The sequence below is a fragment of the Citrobacter amalonaticus genome, assembly GCF_037053465.1.
GTDB classification, from domain to species: domain Bacteria; phylum Pseudomonadota; class Gammaproteobacteria; order Enterobacterales; family Enterobacteriaceae; genus Citrobacter_A; species Citrobacter_A amalonaticus_H.
Genome location: NZ_JBALIF010000004.1, coordinates 323,928 through 350,461, shown reverse-complemented (window position 1 = coordinate 350,461; position 26,534 = coordinate 323,928). Strand labels below are relative to the sequence as shown.

29 protein-coding genes are annotated in these 26,534 nt (G+C 54.8%); 13 read left to right on the top strand and 16 right to left on the bottom strand.

The window, feature by feature from the left end; all coding sequences use genetic code 11:
- Window position 1 precedes the first annotated feature (1 nt).
- The 5 genes from hypB to flhA all read left to right on the top strand — a co-directional run bounded on the left by hypB (window position 2) and on the right by flhA (window position 5,565).
- Window positions 2–874, top strand: a complete 873-nt coding sequence (gene hypB, locus WB371_RS09340; RefSeq protein ID WP_336219782.1) for a hydrogenase nickel incorporation protein HypB — start codon at window positions 2–4, stop codon at window positions 872–874.
- Complete coding sequence (hypC, locus tag WB371_RS09335) at window positions 865–1,137, top strand: hydrogenase 3 maturation protein HypC (protein ID WP_042999584.1); 273 nt, start codon at window positions 865–867, stop codon at window positions 1,135–1,137. The genes hypB and hypC overlap by 10 nt, the downstream gene beginning before the upstream one ends.
- On the top strand, window positions 1,137–2,258 hold the full coding sequence (gene hypD, locus WB371_RS09330) for a hydrogenase formation protein HypD (protein WP_336219781.1): 1,122 nt from the start codon (window positions 1,137–1,139) through the stop codon (window positions 2,256–2,258). Before hypC ends, hypD begins: the two co-directional genes overlap by 1 nt.
- Complete coding sequence (gene hypE / locus WB371_RS09325; protein ID WP_336219780.1) at window positions 2,255–3,265, top strand: hydrogenase maturation carbamoyl dehydratase HypE; 1,011 nt, start codon at window positions 2,255–2,257, stop codon at window positions 3,263–3,265. Before hypD ends, hypE begins: the two co-directional genes overlap by 4 nt.
- Before the next feature lie 221 nt (window positions 3,266–3,486).
- Window positions 3,487–5,565, top strand: a complete 2,079-nt coding sequence (flhA, locus tag WB371_RS09320; RefSeq protein ID WP_336219779.1) for a formate hydrogenlyase transcriptional activator FlhA — start codon at window positions 3,487–3,489, stop codon at window positions 5,563–5,565.
- 94 nt (window positions 5,566–5,659) lie between these two features.
- On the opposite strand, the gene WB371_RS09315 is transcribed toward flhA, so the two are convergent.
- Window positions 5,660–6,004 carry a nitrous oxide-stimulated promoter family protein gene (locus WB371_RS09315; protein WP_336219778.1) on the bottom strand — a complete coding sequence of 115 codons (345 nt, stop codon included), beginning with the start codon at window positions 6,002–6,004 and terminating at the stop codon, window positions 5,660–5,662.
- 197 nt (window positions 6,005–6,201) lie between these two features.
- Between WB371_RS09315 and WB371_RS09310 the strand changes: the two genes are divergently transcribed.
- From WB371_RS09310 to mutS, 5 genes are all read left to right on the top strand, one after another.
- Entirely contained in the window at window positions 6,202–7,119 is a 918-nt protein-coding gene (locus WB371_RS09310; protein ID WP_336219777.1) for a metal ABC transporter substrate-binding protein, read from the top strand.
- Entirely contained in the window at window positions 7,116–7,937 is an 822-nt protein-coding gene (gene sitB, locus WB371_RS09305; protein ID WP_336219776.1) for an iron/manganese ABC transporter ATP-binding protein SitB, read from the top strand. Before WB371_RS09310 ends, sitB begins: the two co-directional genes overlap by 4 nt.
- Entirely contained in the window at window positions 7,934–8,791 is an 858-nt protein-coding gene (gene sitC / locus WB371_RS09300; RefSeq protein WP_336219775.1) for an iron/manganese ABC transporter permease subunit SitC, read from the top strand. Before sitB ends, sitC begins: the two co-directional genes overlap by 4 nt.
- Window positions 8,782–9,630 carry an iron/manganese ABC transporter permease subunit SitD gene (gene sitD, locus WB371_RS09295; protein ID WP_336219774.1) on the top strand — a complete coding sequence of 283 codons (849 nt, stop codon included), beginning with the start codon at window positions 8,782–8,784 and terminating at the stop codon, window positions 9,628–9,630. Before sitC ends, sitD begins: the two co-directional genes overlap by 10 nt.
- 148 nt (window positions 9,631–9,778) lie before the next feature.
- Window positions 9,779–12,340 (top strand): DNA mismatch repair protein MutS, encoded by a 2,562-nt coding sequence (gene mutS, locus WB371_RS09290; protein WP_336219773.1) that lies wholly within the window; start codon window positions 9,779–9,781, stop codon window positions 12,338–12,340.
- Between the two features lie 140 nt (window positions 12,341–12,480).
- Here the strand turns inward: mutS and WB371_RS09285 are convergent, their stop codons facing one another.
- From WB371_RS09285 to WB371_RS09275, 3 genes are read right to left on the bottom strand one after another with little or no spacing between them, the layout of a single operon-like run.
- Entirely contained in the window at window positions 12,481–12,702 is a 222-nt protein-coding gene (locus WB371_RS09285) for a non-oxidative hydroxyarylic acid decarboxylases subunit D (protein ID WP_336219772.1), read from the bottom strand.
- A gap of 10 nt (window positions 12,703–12,712) precedes the next feature.
- Entirely contained in the window at window positions 12,713–14,140 is a 1,428-nt protein-coding gene (locus WB371_RS09280; RefSeq protein ID WP_336219771.1) for a non-oxidative hydroxyarylic acid decarboxylases subunit C, read from the bottom strand.
- Window positions 14,140–14,733 (bottom strand): non-oxidative hydroxyarylic acid decarboxylases subunit B, encoded by a 594-nt coding sequence (locus tag WB371_RS09275; RefSeq protein WP_336219770.1) that lies wholly within the window; start codon window positions 14,731–14,733, stop codon window positions 14,140–14,142. Before WB371_RS09275 ends, WB371_RS09280 begins: the two co-directional genes overlap by 1 nt.
- Window positions 14,734–14,905: 172 nt before the next feature.
- On the opposite strand from WB371_RS09275, the gene WB371_RS09270 reads away from it, so the two are divergent.
- Entirely contained in the window at window positions 14,906–15,310 is a 405-nt protein-coding gene (locus WB371_RS09270; protein WP_336219769.1) for a MarR family winged helix-turn-helix transcriptional regulator, read from the top strand.
- An 87-nt stretch (window positions 15,311–15,397) separates the two neighbouring features.
- Here the strand turns inward: WB371_RS09270 and rpoS are convergent, their stop codons facing one another.
- Entirely contained in the window at window positions 15,398–16,390 is a 993-nt protein-coding gene (rpoS, locus tag WB371_RS09265) for an RNA polymerase sigma factor RpoS (RefSeq protein ID WP_336219768.1), read from the bottom strand.
- Between the two features lie 60 nt (window positions 16,391–16,450).
- Window positions 16,451–17,533, bottom strand: coding sequence for a murein hydrolase activator NlpD (gene nlpD, locus WB371_RS09260; RefSeq protein ID WP_336219767.1), 1,083 nt, complete (start codon window positions 17,531–17,533; stop codon window positions 16,451–16,453).
- Between nlpD and WB371_RS09255 the strand changes: the two genes are divergently transcribed.
- Window positions 17,427–17,657: a hypothetical protein gene (locus WB371_RS09255; RefSeq protein ID WP_420704037.1), complete on the top strand. Its 231-nt coding sequence runs from the start codon at window positions 17,427–17,429 to the stop codon at window positions 17,655–17,657. The genes nlpD and WB371_RS09255 overlap by 107 nt on opposite strands.
- Window positions 17,658–17,718: 61 nt before the next feature.
- Here the strand turns inward: WB371_RS09255 and pcm are convergent, their stop codons facing one another.
- The 10 genes from pcm to cysD form a co-directional block, all read right to left on the bottom strand.
- The gene (gene pcm / locus WB371_RS09250; protein WP_336219766.1) at window positions 17,719–18,345 is read right to left on the bottom strand and encodes a protein-L-isoaspartate O-methyltransferase; all 627 of its coding nucleotides are present in this window, start codon (window positions 18,343–18,345) and stop codon (window positions 17,719–17,721) included.
- On the bottom strand, window positions 18,339–19,100 hold the full coding sequence (surE, locus tag WB371_RS09245) for a 5'/3'-nucleotidase SurE (protein ID WP_336219765.1): 762 nt from the start codon (window positions 19,098–19,100) through the stop codon (window positions 18,339–18,341). The genes pcm and surE overlap by 7 nt, the downstream gene beginning before the upstream one ends.
- A complete protein-coding gene (gene truD, locus WB371_RS09240; protein ID WP_336219764.1) occupies window positions 19,081–20,130 on the bottom strand; it encodes a tRNA pseudouridine(13) synthase TruD in 1,050 nt (349 codons plus the stop codon). The genes surE and truD overlap by 20 nt, the downstream gene beginning before the upstream one ends.
- Complete coding sequence (gene ispF, locus WB371_RS09235; protein WP_336219763.1) at window positions 20,127–20,606, bottom strand: 2-C-methyl-D-erythritol 2,4-cyclodiphosphate synthase; 480 nt, start codon at window positions 20,604–20,606, stop codon at window positions 20,127–20,129. The genes truD and ispF overlap by 4 nt, the downstream gene beginning before the upstream one ends.
- Window positions 20,606–21,316 carry a 2-C-methyl-D-erythritol 4-phosphate cytidylyltransferase gene (gene ispD, locus WB371_RS09230; RefSeq protein ID WP_336219762.1) on the bottom strand — a complete coding sequence of 237 codons (711 nt, stop codon included), beginning with the start codon at window positions 21,314–21,316 and terminating at the stop codon, window positions 20,606–20,608. The genes ispF and ispD overlap by 1 nt, the downstream gene beginning before the upstream one ends.
- An 18-nt stretch (window positions 21,317–21,334) precedes the next feature.
- Complete coding sequence (gene ftsB / locus WB371_RS09225; RefSeq protein WP_042288707.1) at window positions 21,335–21,646, bottom strand: cell division protein FtsB; 312 nt, start codon at window positions 21,644–21,646, stop codon at window positions 21,335–21,337.
- A gap of 183 nt (window positions 21,647–21,829) precedes the next feature.
- Window positions 21,830–22,153: a DUF3561 family protein gene (locus WB371_RS09220; RefSeq protein WP_336219761.1), complete on the bottom strand. Its 324-nt coding sequence runs from the start codon at window positions 22,151–22,153 to the stop codon at window positions 21,830–21,832.
- 46 nt (window positions 22,154–22,199) lie between these two features.
- Complete coding sequence (gene cysC, locus WB371_RS09215; protein WP_336219760.1) at window positions 22,200–22,805, bottom strand: adenylyl-sulfate kinase; 606 nt, start codon at window positions 22,803–22,805, stop codon at window positions 22,200–22,202.
- The gene (cysN, locus tag WB371_RS09210; protein WP_336219759.1) at window positions 22,805–24,232 is read right to left on the bottom strand and encodes a sulfate adenylyltransferase subunit CysN; all 1,428 of its coding nucleotides are present in this window, start codon (window positions 24,230–24,232) and stop codon (window positions 22,805–22,807) included. The genes cysC and cysN overlap by 1 nt, the downstream gene beginning before the upstream one ends.
- Before the next feature lie 9 nt (window positions 24,233–24,241).
- The gene (cysD, locus tag WB371_RS09205; protein WP_336219758.1) at window positions 24,242–25,150 is read right to left on the bottom strand and encodes a sulfate adenylyltransferase subunit CysD; all 909 of its coding nucleotides are present in this window, start codon (window positions 25,148–25,150) and stop codon (window positions 24,242–24,244) included.
- Between the two features lie 275 nt (window positions 25,151–25,425).
- Between cysD and WB371_RS09200 the strand changes: the two genes are divergently transcribed.
- Entirely contained in the window at window positions 25,426–26,463 is a 1,038-nt protein-coding gene (locus WB371_RS09200; protein ID WP_336219757.1) for an aminopeptidase, read from the top strand.
- Window positions 26,464–26,534 lie beyond the last annotated feature (71 nt).

Below are 26,534 nucleotides of genomic sequence, written 5' to 3'. Positions count from 1 at the left end.
GATGTGTACAACATGCGGTTGCGCTGAAGGCAACCTTTATATCGAGGGTGATGAGCATAACCCTCATTCGGCCTTTCGTAGCGCCCCTTTTGCCCCGGCTGCTCGCCCGGCGCTGAATATTACTGGCATTAAAACGTCTGACTTCACCCCAAGCCAGACCGACGAAGGCGATCTGCACTACGGTCACGGCGAAGCCGGAACCCATGCGCCGGGCATGAGCCAGCGTCGGATGCTGGAAGTCGAAATCGATGTACTGGATAAAAACAACCGTCTGGCGGAGCGTAACCGCGCCCGTTTCGCCGCGCGTCAGCATCTGGTGCTCAATCTCGTCTCCAGTCCGGGTTCCGGTAAAACCACGCTGCTCACCGAAACGCTGATGAAGCTCAAAGACAGCGTGCCGTGTGCGGTCATTGAAGGTGACCAGCAGACGGTCAACGATGCTGCGCGCATTCGCGCCACCGGCACACCGGCCATTCAGGTCAATACCGGCAAGGGATGTCACCTTGACGCGCAAATGATTGCCGATGCCGCGCCGCGCCTGCCGCTTTCTGATAACGGGATTCTGTTTATTGAAAACGTCGGTAACCTCGTCTGCCCGGCGAGTTTTGATCTCGGCGAACGCCATAAAGTGGCTGTGCTTTCTGTCACTGAAGGCGAAGACAAACCGCTGAAATACCCGCATATGTTTGCCGCCGCCTCACTGATGCTGCTCAACAAAGTCGACCTGCTGCCATACCTGAATTTCGACGTTGAGAAATGCATTGCCAGCGCCCGGGAAGTGAACCCGGACATTGAAATCATCCTGATTTCCGCCACCAGCGGCGAAGGGATGGATCAGTGGCTGAACTGGCTGGAGACGCAGCGATGTGCATAGGCGTTCCCGGCCAGATTCGCACCATTGAAGGTAACCTGGCGAAAGTCGACGTTTGCGGCATCCAGCGCGACGTCGATCTGACGCTGGTCGGCAGTTGCGATGAGCACGGAGAACCCCGTCTGGGCCAGTGGGTGCTGGTCCACGTCGGTTTTGCCATGAGCGTGATTAACGAAGCCGAAGCGCGCGATACCCTCGATGCGCTCCAGAACATGTTTGATGTTGAGCCGGACGTCGGCGCTTTGCTGTATGGCGAGGAAAAATAATGCGTTTTGTTGACGAATACCGCGCGCCGGAACAGGTGATGCAACTCATTGAACACCTGCGTGAACGCGCCGCCCATCTCCCGTATACCGCCGAACGTCCGTTGCGCATTATGGAGGTCTGCGGTGGGCATACCCACGCGATCTTCAAATTTGGGCTCGACCAGTTGCTCCCGGACAACGTGGAATTTATTCACGGCCCAGGCTGCCCGGTCTGTGTGCTGCCAATGGGACGTATCGACAGCTGTGTGGAAATTGCCAGCCATCCGGAGGTTATCTTCTGTACTTTTGGCGACGCCATGCGCGTACCGGGAAAACAGGGGTCGCTATTACAGGCGAAAGCCCGTGGCGCGGATGTCCGCATCGTCTATTCGCCGATGGATGCGCTCAAACTGGCGCAGGAAAACCCCACACGCAAAGTCGTCTTTTTCGGTCTCGGCTTTGAAACGACCATGCCAACGACTGCCATTACGCTGCAACAGGCGAAACAGCGCGACGTGCAGAACTTCTGGTTCTTCTGCCAACACATCACGCTCATTCCTACCCTGCGCAGCCTGCTGGAGCAACCCGATAACGGCATCGACGCGTTCATCGCCCCGGGCCATGTCAGCATGGTGATCGGCACCGATGCCTATGATTTTATTGCCAGTGAATTTCATCGCCCGCTGGTGGTCGCCGGATTCGAACCTCTTGATCTACTGCAAGGCGTCGTGATGCTGGTTGAGCAGAAAATAGCGGCCCACAGCAAAGTTGAAAACCAGTACCGCCGCGTGGTGCCGGATGCCGGTAACCCTTTAGCGCAGCAAGCCATTGCTGAGGTATTTTGCGTCACCGGCGACAGCGAATGGCGCGGTCTGGGTGTGATTGAATCGTCCGGCGTACATCTGACGCCCGATTATCAACGCTTTGATGCGGAGGCGCATTTCCGCCCGGCACCGCAGCAGGTTTACGACGATCCGCGCGCCCGTTGCGGTGAAGTATTAACCGGAAAATGTAAGCCGCACCAGTGTCCGCTGTTTGGCAAGACCTGTAATCCGGAGACCGCCTTCGGCGCACTGATGGTCTCTTCAGAAGGCGCATGTGCCGCCTGGTATCAGTATCGTCAGCAGGAGTGTGAAGCATGAACAGCGTACAACTCGCCCACGGCAGCGGCGGGCAGGCCATGCAACAGCTAATCAATAGCCTGTTTATGGAGGCCTTTGCCAACCCGTGGCTGGCGGAGCAAGAAGACCAGGCCCGTCTTGAACTGGCGCAACTGGTTGCCGAAGGCGATCGTCTGGCGTTCTCCACCGACAGCTACGTCATTGATCCGCTCTTTTTCCCCGGCGGTAATATCGGCAAGCTGGCAATCTGCGGTACGGCCAATGACGTTGCGGTAAGCGGTGCGATCCCACGTTATCTCTCCTGCGGTTTTATCCTCGAAGAAGGCCTGCCAATGGAGACGCTGAAAACCGTGGTTAACAGCATGGCGGCGACCGCACGCGAGGCCAACATCGCCATCGTCACCGGCGACACCAAGGTCGTTCAGCGCGGCGCGGCAGATAAACTGTTTATCAATACCGCAGGAATGGGGGCGATTCCGGCCAATATTCACTGGGGCGCGCAAACCCTGTCTGTCGGCGATGTGCTGCTGGTCAGCGGGACGCTTGGCGATCACGGCGCAACCATTCTCAATCTGCGCGAACAACTGGGGCTGGACGGTGAGCTGGTCAGCGACTGTGCGGTCCTGACGCCGTTGATTCAGTCGCTGCGCGATATCGCTGGCGTAAAAGCGCTGCGTGACGCCACCCGTGGCGGCGTTAATGCGGTCGCCCATGAGTTTGCCGCCGCCTGCGGTTGCGGAATTGAATTGTCCGAATCCGCACTTCCCGTGAAGCCTGCCGTTCGTGGAGTATGTGAACTACTGGGTCTGGATGCACTCAACTTTGCTAACGAGGGCAAACTGGTGATTGCCGTTGAACGTCAGGCGGCAGAACAAGTGCTGGCCGCGCTGCACGCTCATCCGCTGGGGCGTGATGCGGCATTAATTGGTGAAGTCGTCGAACGTAAAGGCGTGCGTCTGGCAGGTCTTTATGGCGTCAAACGCACGCTGGATTTACCCCATGCCGAACCGCTGCCACGTATTTGTTAATTCTGTAATCATGCCGGGTGGCGCCTTCGCCATATCCGGCCTACATCATTTGTGGAACTGTTGCCCGAATAAGGCGTTCTCGCCGTTATACAGCTCACACAAACTGTTCGAACCGTAGGCCGGATAAGGCTATTTTTCCGCCATCCGGCGGAAGTTGAGTATCACTATCTAATTTAGTTTCTTTTTCGCACCGCACTGTGGTGCTTTCCTGGAAAAGCAATATGTCGTATACACCGATGAGCGATCTCGGGCAGCAAGGATTGTTCGACATCACTCGCACATTATTACAGCAGCCCGACCTTCAATCGTTAAGTGAGGCGCTTTCGCAACTGGTAAAGCGGTCAGCGCTTGCCGACAGCGCGGCAATCGTATTGTGGCAAGCTCAAACGCAGCGCGCGTCCCGGTACGCCTCGCATGAGAATGGCAACCCCGTCGTCTACGAAGATGAAACGGTTCTGGCGCACGGTCCGGTCCGCCGTATCCTGTCTCGCCCGGACGCGCTGCACTGCAATTACCAGGAGTTTATAGAAACCTGGCCGCAACTGGCTGCCGACGGACTTTACGCGCCATTTGGCCATTACTGTCTGCTGCCGCTGGCGGCGGACGGGCGTATTTTCGGCGGCTGTGAGTTTATCCGTAATGAAGATCGCCTCTGGAGTGAAAAAGAGTACGAGCGCCTGCAAACCTTCACCCAGATTGTCAGCGTAGTGGCGGAGCAAATCCAGAGTCGAGTGACGAACAATGTCGATTACGATCTCTTGTGCCGCGAACGCGACAACTTTCGCATTCTGGTCGCCATCACAAACGCCGTGCTTTCACGGCTCGATATGGATGAACTGGTCAGCGAAGTCGCGAAAGAAATTCACCATTATTTCAATATCGACGACATCAGCATTGTCCTGCGCAGCCACCGTAAAAATAAGCTCAGCATCTACTCCACCCACTATCTTGATGAAAATCATCCCGCCCATGAACAGAGCGAAGTGGATGAAGCGGGCACCCTGACGGAACAGGTGTTTAAAAGCAAAGAGATGCTGCTGATTAACCTGAACGAACGCGATGCGCTGGCGCCTTATGAACGTATGCTGTTTGAAACATGGGGGAATCAGATCCAGACGCTTTGCCTGCTCCCGCTGATGTCCGGCAACACTATGCTTGGGGTGTTAAAACTGGCGCAGTGTGAAGAGAAGGTCTTTACCACCGCCAACCTGAAACTGTTGCGCCAGATTGCCGAGCGCGTAGCTATCGCCGTGGATAACGCGCTCGCCTATCAGGAAATTCATCGCCTGAAAGAACGGCTGGTGGATGAAAACCTGGCGCTCACCGAGCAACTCAATAATGTCGACAGTGAGTTTGGTGAAATCATTGGCCGCAGCGACGCCATGTACAGCGTGCTCAAACAGGTCGAGATGGTCGCGCAAAGCGACAGTACCGTGCTGATCCTCGGTGAAACCGGTACCGGAAAGGAACTGATTGCCCGCGCAATTCACAATCTGAGCGGGCGTAATGCACGGCGGATGGTGAAAATGAACTGTGCGGCGATGCCCGCCGGACTTCTGGAAAGCGACCTGTTCGGTCACGAGCGCGGGGCCTTTACCGGAGCCAGCGCACAGCGCATTGGCCGTTTCGAGCTGGCGGATAAAAGCTCATTATTCCTTGATGAAGTTGGCGATATGCCGCTGGAATTACAACCGAAACTTCTTCGTGTTTTACAGGAACAAGAGTTTGAACGTCTGGGTAGCAATAAACTGATCCAGACCGACGTACGGCTGATTGCCGCCACCAACCGCAACCTGAAAAAAATGGTTGAAGACCGCGAATTTCGCAGCGACCTCTATTATCGCCTCAACGTCTTCCCTATCCAGCTTCCCCCCTTGCGTGAGCGCCCGGAAGATATTCCGCTGCTGGTCAAAGCGTTCACCTTCAAAATTGCCCGACGCCTGGGACGCAACATCGACAGCATCCCGGCCGAAACCCTGCGTACCCTCAGTAATATGGAGTGGCCGGGCAATGTCCGCGAACTGGAGAACGTGATCGAGCGCGCCGTGCTGTTGACGCGGGGAAGTGTGCTGCAACTTTCATTGCCGGATATCGGCATACTCTCCCCCGTTGAACCGTCTGTTGCCACTGAAGTCGCGCAGGAGGGTGAAGATGAATATCAGCTTATTATGCGGGTGTTGAAAGAGACTAACGGCGTGGTGGCGGGCCCGAAAGGGGCGGCTCAGCGTCTGGGGCTTAAACGTACAACGCTGCTGTCGCGCATGAAACGATTAGGGATCGATAAAGACGCGCTGGTTTAAGCTGCTTTGCCTGATGGCGTCTTATTAGTCCGGGATCGGCTAAAGCAACCGCACTCTTCCAGGCCGGATAAGGCGCAAGCCGTCATCCGGCACGTCACTTCTTACGCTGATATTTTTCCGGCAGTTCCGGGACGGGACGTTTATCGTCGATAAGATGACGAACCGTCAGGACCGGATGCCGCCAGAGCATTCTCGGCCCCGCCCAGCGCATGATCTGCTTCATCTCTTCCCGTTTTGCAGGCTGATAGCAGTGAACCGGGCACTGCTTGCAGGCTGGTTTTTCCTCACCAAATACGCACTTATCCAGGCGTTTTTGCGCATAGGCATACAGCGCATCGTAATGTCCCGGCTCGTCAACAGCCTGCGGGCACTGACGCTCATACAGCGCGATCATCTTTTTAATCGTCAGTTTTTCGCGGGCGATACGCTTACCGGACATTCTGCGCCTCCACAACGTTAAAGTGCATTTATTCTACAACTTAAATTCCCCCGGCACTATCACCCGAAGGTGACACTTTTCAGCCTTCAAATAAGAATAATTTTCATTTAACCCTATCTTTATGTATACCTTGTGCTATATAACATAGCAAAGGCTATATTCGATGAATAATTAACCATTTCTTTATGAGGGATACTATGTCTCACCTGCCCCGCCTGAGGTCATCGCTGCTGCTTGTCCTGCTGAGCGTGTTCGCATTATCACCAGCGTATGCCGACAAGAAATTTAAAGTCGTTACCACTTTCACGGTCATCGCTGACATGGCGCAAAACGTGGCGGGTGATGCCGCAGAGGTCAGTTCCATCACCAAACCCGGCGCTGAAATTCATGAATACCAGCCCACGCCTGGTGACATCAAACGAGCTCAGGGCGCACAACTCATTCTCTCTAACGGGCTGAATCTGGAACTGTGGTTTGCCCGTTTCTATCAGAATTTGTCGGGCGTACCGGAGGTAACCGTTTCCGACGGCATTAAACCGATGGGCATCAGCGAGGGTCCGTACCGCGGTAAACCCAACCCTCACGCCTGGATGTCGGAAGAAAATGCGCTGATTTACGTCGACAATATCCGCGATGCGCTGACGAAGTACGATCCGGCGAACGCTGAAACCTATCAGAAGAATGCGGAACGTTATAAAACACAGATCCGCCAGACGATGGAACCCTTACGCGCGGCGCTGGCGGCCATTCCTGCCGATAAGCGTTGGCTGGTGACCAGTGAAGGGGCGTTTTCTTATCTCGCCCGTGATAACGGCCTGAAAGAGCTTTACCTCTGGCCGATCAATGCCGATCAGCAGGGAACGCCAAAACAGGTCCGTAACGTTATCGATGCGATCAGAACGCATCAGATCCCGACCGTATTCAGCGAAAGTACGGTGTCCGATAAACCAGCCCGTCAGGTTGCACGGGAATCTGGCGCACACTACGGCGGCGTGCTGTATGTCGATTCACTGAGTGCCGCTGATGGCCCCGTCCCCACCTGGCTCGACCTGCTACGTGTGACGACCGAAACCATCGTGAGCGGCATCAATGACGGTCTGAGGAGTCAACAATGAATCAATCCGCGATTACCGTGAATCAGGTAACGGTGACGTATCGCAATGGTCATACCGCGCTACGCGATGCAAGCTTTCAGGTGCCGGGCGGTTCTATCGCCGCGCTGGTGGGGGTGAATGGTTCAGGAAAATCGACGTTGTTCAAAGCACTGATGGGCTTTGTCCGTCTTGCGGGTGGGGAAATATCCATCCTGCAACAACCGGTGAACAATGCGCTGAAGCAAAACCGCATTGCTTATGTTCCACAATCCGAAGAGGTGGACTGGTCGTTTCCGGTGCTGGTGGAAGATGTGGTGATGATGGGCCGCTATGGACATATGGGCTGGCTGCGTCGCCCGAAAGCGCAGGATCATGCCAGTGTAGATGCGGCGCTGGCGCGCGTGGATATGCTGGAGTATCGTCATCGCCAGATTGGTGAGCTTTCTGGCGGGCAAAAAAAACGCGTCTTTCTCGCCAGAGCTATCGCCCAGGATGGTCAGGTCATTCTGTTAGATGAACCCTTTACCGGCGTGGACGTCAAAACCGAGGCCCGCATTATCGCACTGTTACGGGAACTGCGTGACGAGGGGCGTACAATGCTGGTCTCCACCCATAATCTCGGTTCCGTCACCGAGTTTTGCGATTATACGGTGATGATCAAAGGCACCGTACTGGCAAGCGGGCCGACGGAAACCACCTTTACCGCCGCCAACCTCGAATTAGCCTTCAGCGGCGTGCTGCGTCATGTTGCGCTCCGCGGTGGCGAAGAACACATCATTACCGACGACGAGCGTCCGTTTATCTCCCGCCGCGCCACGGGAAGTGGAGAGTCATCATGAACTGGCTGACAGAACCCTTTGGTTATCAGTACATGCTCAATGCAATGTGGGTTTCCGCGATGGTTGGCGGCCTGTGCGCCTTTCTCTCCTGCTATTTAATGCTGAAAGGCTGGTCGCTGATTGGCGATGCGCTCTCGCACTCCATAGTGCCGGGCGTCGCGGGTGCTTATATGCTCGGTATCCCCTTCTCGCTTGGAGCTTTTCTCTCCGGTGGCCTGGCGGCAGGCAGCATGCTGTTTCTGAACCAGCGCTCGCGACTAAAGGAAGACGCCATTATTGGCCTGATCTTCTCGTCATTTTTTGGTATTGGGCTGTTTATGGTGTCACTCAACCCAATGTCGGTAAATATTCAGACCATCATTCTCGGCAATGTTCTGGCCATTGCGCCGGAAGATATCGTGCAACTGGCTATTATCGGAGTGGTTTCCCTGCTCATTTTGTTGCTGAAGTGGAAGGATTTAATGGTGACCTTCTTCGATGAAAACCATGCCCGATCCATTGGCCTGAATCCGGGGCGTCTGAAGCTGCTCTTTTTCACCCTGCTGTCAGTCTCTACTGTTGCCGCGCTACAAACCGTAGGCGCATTTCTGGTTATCTGCCTGGTGGTGACGCCTGGAGCCACCGCCTGGCTGTTGACCGACCGCTTTCCGCGTTTACTTATCCTCGCCGTCGCAATAGGCAGCTTGACCAGCTTCTTCGGTGCCTGGCTCAGCTATTGGCTCGACGGGGCCACCGGCGGGATTATCGTGGTCCTGCAAACGTTATTGTTCCTGCTGACATTCGTTTTCGCCCCCAAACACGGTTTGCTGGCGAATCGTCGTCGAGCACGCAGTAAGGAGCCGTCATGTCCTTAAACACGTTACTGGAACCTTTCCAGTTCGACTTTATGGTGAACGCGCTTACCATTTCTGCCATCGTGGCGATTCCTTGCGCCTTACTGTCGGTATTTCTGGTCCTGAAAGGCTGGGCATTAATGGGGGATGCCATGAGCCATGCGGTCTTTCCGGGCATTGTGCTGGCGTATATCGTCGGTATTCCGCTGGCGATCGGTGCATTTATCGCAGGCCTGTTCTCCGCCATCGCGACCGGCTATCTCGACGACAATAGCCGGATCAAACGCGACACCATCATGGGGATCGTCTTCTCCGGGATGTTTGGCGCCGGGCTGGTGCTTTATGTCTCCATCCAGTCAGAGGTTCATCTCGACCACATCCTGTTCGGCGACATGCTGGGCATCTCGCTCAACGACATTCTGCAAACGGCGCTGATCGCCCTCGCAATCGCGCTCATCATCACCCTGAAATGGAAAGATCTGCTGCTCCACGCCTTCGATCCGCACCAGGCGAAAGCCAGTGGGCTTAACACGACGTTGTTACATTATGGATTACTGTGCATGATTGCATTAACCATCGTAGCCACGCTGAAATCGGTTGGGATCATTTTGTCGATCTCATTGCTGATAGCCCCAGGTGCGATTGCTGTGTTGCTCACCCGACGCTTTGCCCGGGCGCTGCTACTGGCGACAGGACTCGCGGTGCTCACCTCATTTTTGGGCGTTTATCTCTCTTTTTTCCTCGACAGCGCCCCCGCCCCTACGATCGTCGTGTTGTTTACGCTTTTCTTTATCGCAGCGTTTGTTTATGCCGTATTACACGATCGGCGTTCAGAAATGCGACAATCACAATCCGTGTAACATTCTGAAATGCAAAGAGGATCGAGAAGTCGACGATCCTCACTTTCCTTGAAATGCGTATCTCCGTTATCATGTGCCCCTTATGTGATAACAACGAAAACGAAAAAGATCGCAATCCATTTACATTCAGGGAACTGGACACAACTCCATGAGTACAATCGATAACCTCGACTCCCACACTCCGATGATGCAGCAGTATCTCAAGCTGAAAGCTCAGCACCCGGAGATCCTGCTTTTCTACCGCATGGGCGACTTCTATGAACTCTTTTATGACGATGCGAAACGTGCGTCGCAATTGCTTGATATTTCACTGACGAAGCGGGGCGCCTCCGCAGGCGAACCTATCCCGATGGCGGGCATTCCCCATCATGCGGTTGAAAACTATCTCGCCAAACTGGTCAATCAGGGAGAATCTGTCGCCATTTGCGAACAGATTGGCGATCCGGCGACCAGTAAAGGCCCGGTTGAGCGTAAGGTCGTGCGCATCGTCACGCCAGGTACCATCAGCGATGAAGCGCTGTTACAGGAGCGTCAGGACAATCTTCTGGCTGCCATCTGGCAGGACAGTAAAGGTTACGGTTATGCCACCCTGGACATCAGTTCCGGTCGTTTTCGCCTGAGCGAACCGGCCGATCGCGAAACGATGGCTGCCGAACTGCAGCGCACCAATCCGGCCGAATTGCTGTATGCAGAAGATTTCGCCGAAATGGCGCTCATTGAAGGTCGTCGCGGATTACGCCGCCGCCCGCTATGGGAATTTGAAATTGATACCGCGCGTCAGCAACTGAACCTACAGTTCGGGACCCGCGATCTGATTGGCTTCGGCGTTGAAAATGCCCCACGCGGACTGTGCGCCGCGGGCTGCCTGTTGCAGTACGTTAAAGATACGCAGCGCACATCCCTGCCGCATATTCGCTCTATCACCATGGAGCGTCAGCAGGACAGCATCATTATGGATGCCGCGACGCGCCGCAATCTGGAGATCACCCAGAATCTGGCAGGCGGTGTGGAAAATACGCTGGCCTCGGTGCTCGACTGCACCGTAACGCCGATGGGCAGCCGTATGCTTAAACGCTGGTTACACATGCCGGTGCGTGACACGAAAATCCTGACTGAACGCCAACAGACCATAGGATCGTTACAGGACGCCACCAGCGAACTGCAACCCGTACTGCGTCAGGTCGGCGATCTGGAACGTATTCTTGCCCGTCTGGCGCTGCGCACTGCCCGCCCGCGCGATCTCGCCCGTATGCGTCACGCCTTCCAGCAGTTGCCGGCGTTACGCGCTCAACTGGAATCGGTGAACAGCGCCCCCGTACAGACGCTGCGCGAAAAAATGGGCGAATTCACTGAGCTGCGTGAACTGCTTGAGCGCGCAATTATCGAGGCACCGCCAGTGCTGGTCCGCGATGGCGGCGTGATCGCTCCGGGATACAATGAAGAGCTTGATGAATGGCGGGCGCTGGCCGATGGCGCAACCGACTATCTCGACAGGCTGGAAATTCGCGAACGTGAACGTACCGGACTGGATACCCTAAAGGTTGGCTTCAACGCCGTCCACGGTTATTACATCCAGATTAGCCGTGGGCAAAGTCATCTGGCACCCATCAACTACGTTCGTCGTCAGACGTTGAAAAATGCCGAACGATACATCATCCCTGAACTTAAAGAGTATGAAGATAAGGTTCTGACCTCCAAAGGCAAAGCGCTGGCGCTGGAAAAACAGCTTTATGACGAACTGTTCGATCTGCTGCTGCCACATCTGGCGGAATTGCAACAGAGCGCTAACGCGCTGGCGGAACTCGACGTGCTGGTGAACCTTGCCGAGCGTGCCTGTACGCTGAACTACACCTGTCCAACCTTTAGCGATAAACCCGGCATTCATATTACTGAAGGCCGCCATCCGGTGGTGGAACAGGTATTGAACGAGCCGTTTATTGCCAACCCGCTGGACCTCTCGCCGCAACGCAGAATGCTGATAATCACCGGGCCAAACATGGGCGGTAAGAGTACCTATATGCGCCAGACGGCATTAATTGCGCTACTGGCGTATATCGGCAGCTATGTCCCGGCACAGAAAGTGGAAATTGGCCCTGTCGATCGTATTTTTACCCGTGTCGGCGCGGCGGACGACCTGGCCTCTGGACGTTCTACATTCATGGTCGAGATGACCGAAACCGCCAATATCCTGCATAACGCCACGGAGAACAGTCTGGTGTTGATGGATGAGATTGGCCGTGGGACCTCCACTTACGATGGTCTATCGCTGGCCTGGGCATGCGCGGAAAATCTGGCGAATAAGATTAAAGCGCTGACGCTATTCGCAACGCACTACTTCGAACTGACGCAGTTGCCGGAAAAAATGGAAGGGGTAGCCAACGTCCACCTGGATGCGCTGGAACACGGCGATACCATCGCCTTTATGCACAGCGTACAGGACGGCGCGGCAAGCAAGAGCTACGGCCTGGCCGTCGCAGCACTGGCGGGTGTTCCCAAAGACGTTATCAAGCGCGCCCGCCAGAAACTGCGCGAGCTGGAAAGTATTTCACCCAACGCCGCAGCTACGCAAGTGGATGGTACGCAGATGTCGTTGCTCTCAGTCCCCGAAGAGACCTCTCCTGCCGTTGAAGCGCTGGAAAACCTTGACCCCGATTCTCTGTCGCCCCGTCAGGCGCTGGAGTGGATCTACCGGCTGAAGAGTCTGGTTTAGTTCTCTGCGGTCTTCCGCCGGGTGGCGCTGCGCTTACCGGGCCTACCGTTTTTGTAGGCCCGGTAAGCGCAGCGCCACCCGGCAAAACAAAGCGCACGATATTATCGCCCGGTAAGGCGAAGACGCCTCCGGGCTTTTTTTTACAACAGCGGCGGAATGCTCGGCACCATCGGCGCGTCATCAATATCTTTCTGCGTCATACGAAACGCCTCCGGATAGTGCTCACGGCTGGTGCGGCGTAACGGTTCGGTATCACGCCAGGTGTACAGACAATGCTGGCACTGATACACCGTCCAGACGCCTTCTACTGGCGAAGTCGCCATCACTTCTATCTGTTCATCGGCACAACGTGGACAAATCATCGGTTACTCCTTATTTACGGTTGGCCAACATGGCGGTCAGCTTTTCAGACCAGGCTTTGGTTTCAGGTAGATCGCACACCGGCTGGCTATAGTGGCCGCGATTATCTGGCGCAACCGGCGTGGTCGCATCAATGATCAGCTTGTCGGTGATCCCCGCCGGGCTGGAACCCGGATCCAGCTCCAGTACCGACATGTTCGGCAACTGTACAAGGTCGCCTGCCGGATTCACTTTTGACGATAGCGCCCACATCACCTGCGGCAGATTGAACGGATCGACATCTTCATCGACCATAATCACCATCTTCACATAACCCAGGCCATGCGGCGTGGTCATCGCACGCAGTCCCACCGCGCGGGCAAAACCGCCGTAGCGTTTTTTGGTTGAGATGATCGCCAGCAGTCCGTGGGTATACATGGCATTAACCGCCTGCACTTCCGGGAATTCTGCTTTCAACTGTTGATAGAGTGGCACACAGGTTGCCGGCCCCATCAGATAGTCGATTTCCGTCCACGGCATACCGAGATAGAGTGATTCAAAAATTGGTTTCGTGCGATACGACACCTTATCAATGCGCACCACGGTCATGTTACGGCCACCAGAGTAGTGGCCGGTAAACTCGCCAAACGGTCCTTCTATCTCTCGTTTACGACTTTCAATCACCCCTTCCAGAATCACCTCCGATCCCCACGGCACATCAAACCCCGTCAACGGTGCGGTGGCGATGGGATAAGGGCTTTGGCGCAGCGCCCCGGCCATCTCATATTCCGACTGATCGTACTTCAGCGGCGTCGCCCCCATCAGCGTGATGATCGGATCGTTGCCCAGCGTAATCGCAATCGGCAAATCTTCCCCGCGCTCTTCCGCTTTATGTAAATGCAGCGCGATATCGTGCATCGGTACTGGCTGTAAGCCAAGCTTGCGCTTGCCCTTCACTTCCATACGGTAAATGCCGACGTTCTGCTTGCCGAAGTTATCCGGATCCAGCGGATCGCGGGAGACCACGCAAGCTTTATCCAGATAAAAGCCTCCATCACCGTCATTCAGGCGAAACAGCGGCAAAATATCGAACAGATTGATCGCCTCACCATCCACGCTGTTTTCTGCCCATGCTGGATTCGCCCGGCGCTCCGGTGCTACCGGGAAATGCTCCCAGCGGCGAATATATTCCTCTATCTGCTTTTTCACTGGCGTATTCGGCGGTAAACCTAACGAAATCGCATGGTTTTGCCAGGAGCCGATGGTGTTCATGGTCACGCGGGCATCGGTAAACCCACGAATATTATCGAACCATAATGCCGGCGCGCCATCGCCGATACGTCCGGTAGCGTTGGCAGCCGCCGCCAGATCGGGCTCGGCGTTCACTTCCTCACTAATTTTCAGCAGTTGCCCCTGATCGTCGAGCGCCTGTAAAAAGCTGCGTAAATCATCAAATGCCATTATTCATTCTCCTGTGAAAAATTCTGTGCCTGTGACAACCCCTGCCAGCGACGCGCAAGTGGATGCGCAAGCGCAAACTGATCCAGCACACGCGCCACAATGTGTTGCGTGATGTCTTCAACGGTCTGAGGATGGTTATAGAACGCGGGCATGGGCGGTACCATCGCCACCCCCATGCGAGAAAGAGCGAGCATGTTTTCCAGATGAATCGTACTAAGCGGCATTTCACGCGGTACCAGCACTAATTTGCGCCCTTCTTTCAGCACCACGTCAGCAGCACGCCCTACCAGCCCTTCTGCGTATCCCGCCCGAATCCCCGCCAGCGTTTTCATGCTGCAAGGGATAACGATCATGCCATCGGTGTGAAACGAGCCTGATGAGATGGTAGCGGCCTGATCGGCCGGGTTATGACAGTAATCAGCCAGTCCGGCGACCTCACGCGCACTGTAAGATGTTTCAAGTTCGATGGTCGTTTTGGCCCACTTCGACATCACCAGATGGGTTTCCACTTCCGGCATTTGACGCAGCGCCTGTAATAGCGCGACGCCCAGCGGTGCCCCTGTCGCGCCGGTCATTCCTACAATCAGTCTCATGCTTCACCCTAAACTTGTTCGTATGCGAACGTTATTTTAACAGGCTACGGCATAAAGACATGGCAAACAATATTGTTCGTATACGACAGCACTCAATGCTTAAAAATGAAGGATTAAAAATGTCCCCCATTGTGGCTATCATGGAGGACACGCTTTTTAAGATGGGGTTTTCATGCAGTTACGAAACGAAGCATTTCACTTGCTACGTCAGCTTTTTCAGAAGCATACCGCACGCTGGCAGCAGGCGTTGCCAGAGCTGACTAAACCCCAGTACGCCGTCATGCGCTCCATTGCCGAGCATCCTGGCATTGAGCAGGTTGAACTCACGGAAGTGGCGGTGAGTACCAAAGCGACGCTGGCGGAAATGCTGAGTCGCATGGAAAGCCGCAATCTGGTGAGACGTGAACACGATCCGGCCGATAAACGTCGCCGCTTTGTGTTTCTCACGCCGGAAGGCGAAGCTTTACTAAACACGAAAATATCGCTCGGAAATGGCGTCGATGAAGAATTTTTAGGGCGGCTGAGCAATAAAGAGCGCGAGCTGTTCACGCAACTGGTCAAGAAGATGATGGAATAGCGCTCGTCATTGACCACGAAAAAGGCCAGTCTCTCGACTGGCCTCAGATTGTTGACAGACCCTGTGAGGGTCTTGCCGGACGCTCGCTTACTCGCGGAACAGCGCTTCGATATTCAGCCCCTGCGTCTGCAGAATTTCACGCAGACGACGCAGACCTTCAACCTGAATCTGACGAACACGTTCACGTGTAAGACCGATTTCCCGGCCCACATCTTCCAGTGTCGCCGCTTCATACCCCAGCAGACCGAAACGACGTGCCAGCACTTCACGCTGTTTAGCGTTCAGTTCGAACAGCCATTTGACGATGCTTTGCTTCATATCGTCATCTTGCGTGGTATCTTCCGGGCCGTTTTCTTTCTCATCGGCCAGGATGTCCAGCAACGCTTTCTCGGAATCGCCAGCCAGCGGGGTGTCCACCGAGGTAATGCGCTCATTAAGACGAAGCATGCGGCTAACGTCATCAACCGGTTTATCCAGTTGCTCGGCGATTTCTTCCGCGCTCGGTTCGTGGTCCAGTTTATGGGACAACTCGCGTGCGGTACGCAGATAGACGTTCAGCTCTTTAACAATGTGAATCGGCAGTCGAATGGTACGGGTTTGGTTCATGATAGCCCGTTCAATCGTCTGGCGAATCCACCAGGTTGCGTATGTTGAGAAACGGAACCCGCGTTCCGGGTCAAACTTCTCGACGGCACGGATAAGTCCCAGATTGCCCTCTTCAATCAGGTCCAGCAACGCCAGACCACGATTGCCATAACGGCGGGCAATTTTCACCACCAGACGCAGGTTGCTTTCAATCATCCGACGGCGAGAGGCGACATCTCCACGCAGTGCGCGACGCGCGAAATAGACTTCTTCTTCGGCTGTTAACAGTGGCGAATAACCAATTTCACCAAGGTAAAGCTGAGTCGCGTCCAACACACGCTGTGTGGCCCCCTGCGATAACAGCTCTTCTTCAGCCAAATCGTTATCACTGGGTTCCTCTTCAACTAAGGCCTTTTCGTCAAAAACCTCAACTCCGTTCTCATCAAACTCCGCATCTTCATTTAAATCATGAACTTTCAGCGTATTCTGACTCATAAGGTGGCTCCTACCCGTGATCCCTTGACGGAACTCAAGTGTTAGCCTGGTTCCGCCACTTTATCGCTGCGGTAAATAGCGCAGCGGATTTACGGATTTCCCCTTGTAACGAATTTCAAAATGCAAGCGTGTAGAACTGGTTCCGGTGCTACCCATGGTCGCTATTTTTTGCCCCGCCTTCACTTCTTGTTGTTCCCGGACCAGCATCGTATCGTTATGGGCGTAGGCGCTCAGGTAATCATCGTTATGTTTGATGATAATAAGATTACCGTAACCACGCAGTGCGTTACCGGCATAGACGACGCGCCCATCAGCGGTCGCGGTAATAGCCTGTCCCTTACTGCCTGCAATGTCGATACCTTTATTGCCCCCTTCGGAAGCCCCAAAGTTTTCGATCACCTTGCCGTCAGTCGGCCAGCGCCATGTGGAGATTGGCGAACTGGTAGACGTACTGCTTGCAGTCGATTCGGTTGTGCTAACCGCTGGAGCCGTTACGGGCGCTGTGACAACTGTCCCAGCAGGCTTGTTGTTCGGCAACATTTTGTTAGCACTTTGTTCACCTGAGTCCTCAGAATACGTAATTGTCGGTTTCGACGCAACAGCGACGGCGGAATTTTGTGCAGGTTTGGTCACAACTCCTTGCTCTGCTGCATCCGCCTGGGTGATCGCGTTTCCACCGGTAATCGGTGTACCTGACGCATTGCCCACCTGGAGCGTTTGCCCGACATTCAGACTGTACGGGGCAGGCACATTATTGCGTTGCGCAAGGTCGCGGAAATCGTTCCCGGTGATCCAGGCGATATAAAATAACGTGTCGCCTTTTTTGACGGTGTATGTACTTCCGCCGCTGTAGCTGCCTTTCGGAATGTTCCCATACTGACGATTGTAAACAATACGCCCGTTTTCCATCTGAACCGGCTTTTCAGCCACTGGCTGGATCGACGTCGGCTGTGTGGTCGGACGTTGCACCGGCTGAATTTGCGGTGTCTGCGGGGCGGCGGTCGCCGTCCCCATTTTCGGTGGAGGCGTGATTAGCATGCCAGAACTGGTGTTCGCAGGCGCACTGCCATCAACTGAACTAACAGGCGCTGGCGGATTTGAAGTATTTGTACAACCAGCCAGCCAGAGCGAAACCAGTGACAATGCCGCGATGCGGCTAACGGTGAATGTTGGGCTTCCCGTGCTCATTTATCCCCCAGGAAAAAATTGGTTAACAACCAGTGATGTATCACCGTGCAAGGCACCCGGTGGACACTGGAAAATGTGACCACGATACGCTGACTGGTTCCAGAATATCCAGGAAAACTCCAGGTATTCGGAACGGTGTCTTACGCCAGTTCCCCTTTCACTAAGGGAACAAAACGTACGGCCTCCACGGTATCGATAATAAATTCGCCGCCCCGACGACGCACCCGCTTCAAATACTGGTGCTCATCCCCCACGGGCAGAACGAGAATGCCGCCTTCATCCAGTTGCGTCATCAACGCGGTCGGAATTTCCGGCGGTGCTGCCGTCACAATGATAGCGTCAAACGGCGCTCGCGCTTGCCAGCCTTGCCATCCATCACCGTGACGTGTTGAAACATTATGTAAATCCAGTTGCTTCAGGCGACGACGCGCCTGCCATTGCAGGCCTTTAATGCGTTCTACTGAGCAAACCTGTTGGACCAGATGCGCCAGTATCGCCGTCTGATACCCGGAACCGGTGCCGATTTCCAGCACCCGCGACTGCGGCGTCAGTTCGAGCAGTTCCGTCATTCGCGCCACCATATACGGTTGCGAAATCGTCTGCCCCTGACCTATCGGCAGTGCGATATTGTCCCAGGCCTTATGTTCAAACGCTTCATCAATAAATTTTTCACGCGGCACCGCAGCAAGAGCATCCAGCACCTGCTCGTCGCGAATTCCCTGTGCGCGCAATTGATCAAGAAGTGTCTGTACGCGTCTGCTTACCATTGCGTGCCAACTCCCACGCTTTCCAGCCAGTCGGAAACCACATCATGCGCGCTGTGCGCCGTTAAATCCACATGCAGCGGAGTAATGGAAACATAGCCTTCATCCACGGCGGCAAAATCGGTGTCGGGTCCGGCATCGCATTTACCGCCCGGCGGACCAATCCAGTAGAGCGTATTGCCACGTGGATCTTCCTGCGGGATCACCTTGTCTGCCGGATGACGGCTGCCGCACCGCGTCACGCGGATCCCTTTGATCTGATCCAGCGGCAAGTCAGGCACATTGATGTTCAGAATGCGCCCGGTACGCAGCGGTTCGCGACGCAATGCCCGCAAAATCTGGCACGTTATCGCCGCTGCGGTTTCATAATGCTGATGACCGTCTAACGACACGGCGAGCGCCGGAAAGCCAAGATGACGCCCTTCCATCGCGGCGGCGACGGTACCGGAATAGATAACGTCGTCGCCCAGATTGGGGCCGGCGTTAATGCCCGAAACCACGATATCCGGGCGCGGGCGCATTAGCGCATTGACCCCCAGATAGACGCAGTCGGTCGGCGTTCCCATCTGCACGGCGATATCACCGTTTTCAAAGGTGAATGTACGGAGAGAAGATTCAAGCGTCAGCGAATTCGACGCGCCACTGCGGTTTCGATCCGGGGCGACGACCTGTACGTCAGCAAACTCCCGCAGGGCTTTCGCCAGCGTTTGTATACCGGGTGCATGGACCCCATCATCGTTACTCAGCAATATGCGCATAATCACCCATTGTGTTGATCAGTTCCCTCACAACGCTGGTGGCAAAACTTCCCGCCGGTAGCCAGAAGCGCAACTCGACGGTGACATCATCCCACCAGTTCCAGCTTAATTGTTGTGGATAGAGCAGCATCGCTCTTCGCGCCGCGTCCACTTTTTCACGCAGCAGCAGCGATTGCAGTGCCGTTTCTTCCGCAATCGCAGACTGTTCAAACGCCAGCGCGTCACGCTGCGTCCCCCATTCGCCAGAGCCCGGGAGCGAAGCCGTTATCATCAGTTCTTTTGCATCGACGCGACGCTGTAATTCCGCCAGTTCTTCTTGTGTGGCGACAAACCAGCTTCCGCGTCCCGCTAATTGTAGCGCATCGCCGTCAACAACTTGATTAAAGTCTGTTTTTTTCAGGCGTTCACTGACAATTTGATTAAACAACGCACTGCGGGCCGCCGACAACCAAAAACTGCGTTTATTGCGATCGCGAACCGGTGCGTTACTTTCGGCCCAACGCAATGCGCCTTGCAGGTTGCTGCCGCCAATACCAAAACGCTGGGCGCCAAAATAGTTCGGCACACCGCTTACGGCGATCGCCTGCAGGCGCGATTCCACGTCCTCACGATGGCTGACTTCACGCAGCACCAGGGTGAACGCATTGCCCTTCAGCGCGCCTAAGCGTAGCTTGCGCTTGTGACGCGCATATTCCAGCACCTTGCAGCCTTCAAGCTGGAAGGCGCTGAGGTCGGGCATCTCTTTGCCCGGCACGCGGGCGCACAGCCACTGTTCCGTGACGGCGTGTTTGTCTTTTTGCCCGGCAAAGCTTACTTCACGGGCATGAATTTTTAGAAATTTCGCCAGTGCGTCAGCGACAAAACGGGTATTGCAGCCATTTTTGAGAATACGCACCAGAACATGTTCACCTTCGCCATCGGGTTCGAAACCTAAATCTTCGACCACCACAAAATCTTCCGGATTGGCTTTCAGCAGCCCGCGACTTTGCGGTTTTCCGAGGAGCCAGGTGAGATTTTCAAACGCTGTCATTTCGCGGCCTTAATCAGTAACGCCACCGCTTCGCAAGCAATCCCTTCTCCACGCCCGGTAAACCCCAGTTTTTCCGTGGTGGTGGCTTTCACGTTCACGTCATCCATATGGCAACCGAGATCTTCTGCGATAAACACACGCATTTGCGGGATGTGCGGCAACATCTTCGGCGCCTGAGCAATAATAGTCACATCGACATTCCCCAGGACGTAACCTTTGGCCTGAATGCGACGCCACGCTTCGCGCAGTAACTCGCGACTGTCCGCGCCTTTAAATGTCGGGTCCGTGTCCGGAAACAGTTTGCCAATATCACCCAGCGCAGCAGCGCCAAGCAGCGCGTCGGTGAGCGCATGGAGCGCAACATCGCCATCAGAATGCGCCAGCAGCCCCTTCTCATAAGGAATGCGCACGCCGCCAATGATAATTGGGCCTTCCCCGCCAAAGGCGTGTACGTCAAAACCGTGTCCAATTCGCATTACAAATTCTCCTGGTGGGTCGTTCGGGTCAGATAAAACTCAGCCAGCGTTAAATCTTCCGGACGGGTCACTTTGATATTATCAGCCCGTCCTTCAACTAACTGTGGATGGAAGCCGCAATATTCCAGCGCCGAGGCTTCATCAGTGATCGTCGCCCCTTCGTTCAGCGCGCGCATCAGACAATCATGCAGCAGCTCGCGAGGGAAAAATTGCGGCGTCAACGCATGCCATAAATCGTTGCGCTCGACGGTGTGGGCGATGACCACTTTACCCGGTTCGGCGCGCTTCATGGTATCGCGAACCGGCGCGGCAAGGATCCCACCGATACGGCTGGTTTCGCTAAGCGCAAGCAGGCGCGCTAAATCATCCTGATGCAGACAGGGACGCGCCGCATCATGCACCAGCACCCAGTCGGCGTCTCCGGCGGCCTGAAGGCCAGCCAATACTGAATCTGCGCGTTCATTTCCCCCGTCGACGACGGTGATTTGCGGATGCTGCGCCAGAGAAAGTTGAGCAAAGCGGCGGTCGCCAGGGCTGATGGCGATAATCACGCGGGTCACGCGCGGATTTGCCAGCAGCGCAAAGACCGAGTGTTCGAGGATGGTTTTATTGCCGATCGAGAGATATTGCTTAGGACATTCCGTTTGCATACGGCGGCCAAATCCGGCCGCCGGCACCACGGCGCAAACATCCAATAAAGTGGCTGCCATGTGATTTCCTGGGCTGGTTTAACGAGTGTTTTGCCCCGCAGTCTGCGCGCGTTTTGACGCGTCGGGCACCAGGCGATAAAAGGTTTCACCCGGTTTAGTCATACTGAGTTCGTTGCGTGCGCGTTCCTCAATCGCCTCCTGACCGCCATTGAGATCGTCAATTTCGGCGAAAAGCTGATCGTTACGCGCTTTAAGTTTGGCGTTTGTCGCCTGCTGCGCCGCCACGTCATCATTGACGCGGCTGTAGTCATGAATACCGTTCTTACCGAACCACAGCGAATACTGCAGCCAGACCAGTAAAGCCAGCAGCAGCAGCGTTAGTTTACCCATCCTGCCCCCTGAAAAACGGCATTATCATCCCATACTTCCCCAAACGACACGACGTTTGCGGGCGGGAATGCCGCAACAACGCGGGCAAATGTACCACATTTGCCCTTTATAACGTATACCCGGATCCCTGAGAACATTATCTGATTGTTGGTGATGGTTTGAATTATGGACCGTTGCCGCGCTTTAGCCGAGCAGCCACAGAAACAGCGCGCCGAACATGGCGCAAACGCACAGTAGCGTTGCGACAATGCTGTAGCGTAATTTCCCCTTGAGCAGAGAATGCAGCGCAATCCCTACTACGACCGCAACGGGCATTAACGCCAGGAAGAAAGGCCAGGTGTAGATGAAGAAAAACAACGTGTTAGGACCATACACCAGAAAAGGAATACCCAACGCCAGCAGCCACGAAGCGAATCCCACCACGGCGCCAGGCAGGGACCAGGTTGCTTCGTCATCGCCCGCAAAGGTGTCTGTCGTTGTGAGAGTAATGTTCTGGCTATTGCGCATATCAAATCCTGTAACGTTGACTCACCGGGCGCAAAGGCCCGGTGTCTCAGGATCTGATAATATCCTCCTGCCTCAACAGGTCTAATAATTGGGCGACCAAATTTGTTACTAATTGTTCGCCATTAAGATGAACTTCTGGCGATTCAGGCGCTTCGTATACCGAATCAATACCGGTGAAATTGCGCAACTCACCCGCGCGCGCCTTCTTGTACAGTCCTTTCGGGTCGCGCGCCTCGCAGATTGCCAGCGGCGTGTCGACAAAGACTTCAATAAAACGCCCTTCGCCGACGCGCTCGCGCACCATTTGACGCTCTGTACGGTGTGGCGAAATAAACGCCGTCAGCACCACCAGTCCGGCATCCACCATCAAATTAGCAACTTCACCCACGCGGCGGATGTTCTCTTTACGATCGGCATCGCTGAACCCCAGATCGCTGCATAAACCGTGGCGAACATTATCGCCATCAAGCAGATAGGTACTGACGCCCAGTTTATGCAGCGCCTCTTCCAGCGCACCGGCAACCGTCGATTTACCGGACCCGGAAAGCCCGGTAAACCACAGCACAACACCACGATGACCGTGGTGTTGCTCGCGCTGTTGCGGTGTGACGGGATGGGCATGCCAGACGACGTTTTCGTCATGCTGCGCCATTATTTTCCTCCCAACAAATCACGTGCGCCCCAGTGCGGGAAGTGACGGCGCACCAGCGCATTCAGCTCCAGTTCAAACGCGCTGAAATCTGACGGCGCGTCAGTCGCCTGAACAATTGGCTCGCGAACCAGACCCGCGCCCACGGTGACGTTGCTCAGGCGATCGATAAAGATCAGCCCACCGGTGACCGGGTTCTGCTGGTAGGTATCCAGCACCAGCGGTTCATCAAAGGTCAGATGCACCAGACCAATCCCGTTCAGCGGCAGCGTGTCCACCTCACGTTGCGTCAGGTTGTTGATATCCACCTGATACTGGATGCGATCAACGCGGGCCCGGGTCTTTTTGCCAGCAATTTTGATTTCGTAGCTCTGCCCTGATGCCAGCGGTTGCTCCGCCATCCAGACCACATCGACAGCAGCGCTTTGCACCGCCGGTAAGTTTTCTTCCGCTGCCAGCAGCAGATCGCCACGGCTGATATCAATTTCGTCTTTCAGTACCAGCGTAATGGCTTCACCCGCAAAGGCTTCTTGCAGGTCGCCATCGAAAGTGACGATGCGGGCGACGCTGGATTCCACGCCGGATGGCAGCACCTTCACACGCTGTCCGACCCGCACGCGGCCAGATGCCAGCGTGCCGGAATACCCACGAAAATCGAGGTTCGGGCGATTCACATACTGCACCGGGAAGCGCATCGGCTGGCTATCGACCACACGCTGGATCTCAACCGTTTCCAACACTTCAAGTAAGGTCGGGCCGCTGTACCAGGGCATGCTGACGCTCTGGGAGGCCACATTGTCACCTTCCAGCGCGGAAAGCGGGACAAAGCGAATATCCAGATTACCCGGCAACTGTTCAGCAAACGTCAGATAATCTTCCCGAATGCGCGCAAAGGTCTCTTCGCTGTAGTCAACCAGATCCATTTTATTGATCGCCACCACCAGGTGTTTGATCCCCAGCAGCGTGGAAATAAAGCTGTGACGACGGGTCTGATCCAGCACACCTTTGCGGGCGTCGATCAACAGGATCGCCAGATCGCAAGTAGATGCGCCGGTCGCCATATTACGGGTGTATTGTTCGTGCCCTGGCGTGTCGGCAATGATAAATTTGCGCTTCTCGGTGGAGAAATAGCGGTACGCCACGTCAATGGTAATCCCCTGCTCACGCTCGGCCTGCAGACCATCTACCAGTAGCGCCAGATCCAGCTTTTCACCCTGTGTGCCGTGCCGCTTACTGTCGTTATGCAGCGAAGAAAGCTGATCTTCATAAATCTGACGCGTATCGTGCAACAGACGACCAATCAGGGTACTTTTGCCATCGTCCACGCTGCCGCAGGTTAAAAAGCGCAGCAGACTTTTATGTTGTTGGGCGATCATCCAGGCTTCGACGCCGCCTTCATTGGCGATTTGTTGTGCAAGTGTGGTGTTCATGGCGGCTCCTTAGAAATACCCCTGACGCTTCTTCAGCTCCATCGAGCCCGCCTGGTCGCGGTCGATCACGCGGCCCTGACGTTCACTGGTGGTCGAAACCAGCATCTCTTCAATAATTTCCGGCAGCGTTTGCGCTGTGGACTCCACCGCGCCCGTCAGCGGCCAGCAGCCCAGCGTACGGAATCGAACCATCCGTTTCTTAATCATCTCGCCGGGCTGTAAATCGATGCGATCGTCATCAATCATCATCAACATGCCGTCACGTTCCAGAACCGGACGCTCAGCCGCCAGATAGAGGGGAACAATCTCAATATTTTCCAGCCAGATGTATTGCCAGATATCCTGTTCCGTCCAGTTAGAAAGCGGGAAGACGCGGATGCTTTCGCCTTTGTTAATCTGCCCGTTGTAGTTATGCCACAGCTCGGGACGCTGATTTTTAGGATCCCAGCGGTGGAAACGATCGCGGAAAGAATAAATGCGCTCTTTGGCTCGCGATTTTTCTTCATCGCGACGCGCGCCGCCAAACGCGGCATCAAAACCGTATTTATTCAGCGCCTGCTTCAGACCTTCGGTTTTCATAATATCAGTGTGTTTGGCGCTGCCATGGACGAACGGGTTAATACCCATCGCCACTCCTTCCGGGTTTTTATGCACCAGCAGCTCGCAGCCATATGCTTTGGCAGTACGATCGCGGAATTCATACATTTCACGGAATTTCCAGCCGGTATCGACATGCAGCAGCGGGAACGGCAGCGAGCCCGGGTAGAATGCCTTACGCGCGAGATGCAGCATGACGCTGGAATCTTTGCCGATTGAATAGAGCATCACCGGATTCGAGAATTCTGCTGCCACCTCGCGAATGATGTGGATGCTTTCGGCCTCCAGTTGTCGCAGGTGGGTGAGTCGTTTTTGGTCCATAGCCGTTCCTTTACAATACCGCGAATGTCGAGCACGTCAGATAACCCGACTATAGGGAGCGCCGGAGAGCGAATGAAATTACGAATTGGAATGAGTAGTTCCTCAAAGGAATAACGATCTGGCAAAGCAAATATCAAAAAGTGCTTAAGCCAGCGGATTTCGGGCATTTAAGAGCAAATGAAATTGTTTTAGCGCGGTCACGGTTTCATACTACGCGGACTAAAAATTTTGCTGTGTATTCAGGGTTTCCCCCGGTTGGCTATTAAGGACTCACTATGTTTTCCGCAACGCGCCGTCTTTTCGTCCTCCTGGCGCTCGGCGTATGTTTTATTGCCCCCGCACAGGCGACATCTCCTAAACCAGGCGAATTTGCGACATCCCAGACCCGTCATATAGCGACCGTTTTTCCGGGAAGGATGACCGGCTCTCCGGCAGAAATACTGTCTGCCGACTATCTTCGCCAGCAGTTTGAACAGATGGGGTATCGCAGTGATATCCGCACGTTCAACAGCCGCTATATTTATACCGCCATAAATAACCATAAAAACTGGCATAACGTCACGGGCAGTACCGTCATTGCCGCCCATGAAGGCAAGGCCCCGCAGCAGATTATTATCATGGCGCATCTGGATACTTACGCCCCGCAGAGCGATGCGGATGTTGATGCGAATCTTGGCGGACTGACGCTACAAGGCGTGGATGATAACGCCGCCGGTCTGGGGGTGATGCTTGAGCTGGCGCAACGGCTGAAAGATGTGCCGACCGAATACGGTATTCGTTTTATTGCAACCAGCGGTGAGGAAGAGGGAAAACTGGGCGCCGAAAATCTGCTGAAACGCATGAGCGCAGCAGAGAAGAAAAATACGCTGCTGGTGATTAACCTCGACAACCTGATCGTCGGCGACAAGCTCTATTTCAACAGTGGGCAAAGTACACCGGAAGCGGTACGCAAGTTAACCCGGGATCGGGCATTAGCCATTGCCCGCAGCCACGGAATAGCAGCAGCCACCAACCCAGGACTGAATAAGGACTACCCCAAAGGTACTGGTTGCTGTAATGACGCAGAACTATTTGATAAAGCAGGAATTTCGGTGCTTTATGTTGAAGCCACCAACTGGAATCTGGGTAAAAAAGATGGCTACCAACAGCGGGCGAAAACCGCCTCTTTCCCGGCAGGGACTAGCTGGCACGATGTGCGACTGGATAATCAACAGCATATTGATAAGGCGCTGCCAGGACGCATTGAACATCGTCATCGCGATGTGATAAGAATTATGTTGCCGCTGGTCAGAGAATTAGCGAAAGCGAGTTAGTAAAAAAGTCAGGATAATGACCCGACCATTATCCTGACTTTACTTAACGCTCGAAAATATTATGACGTTAT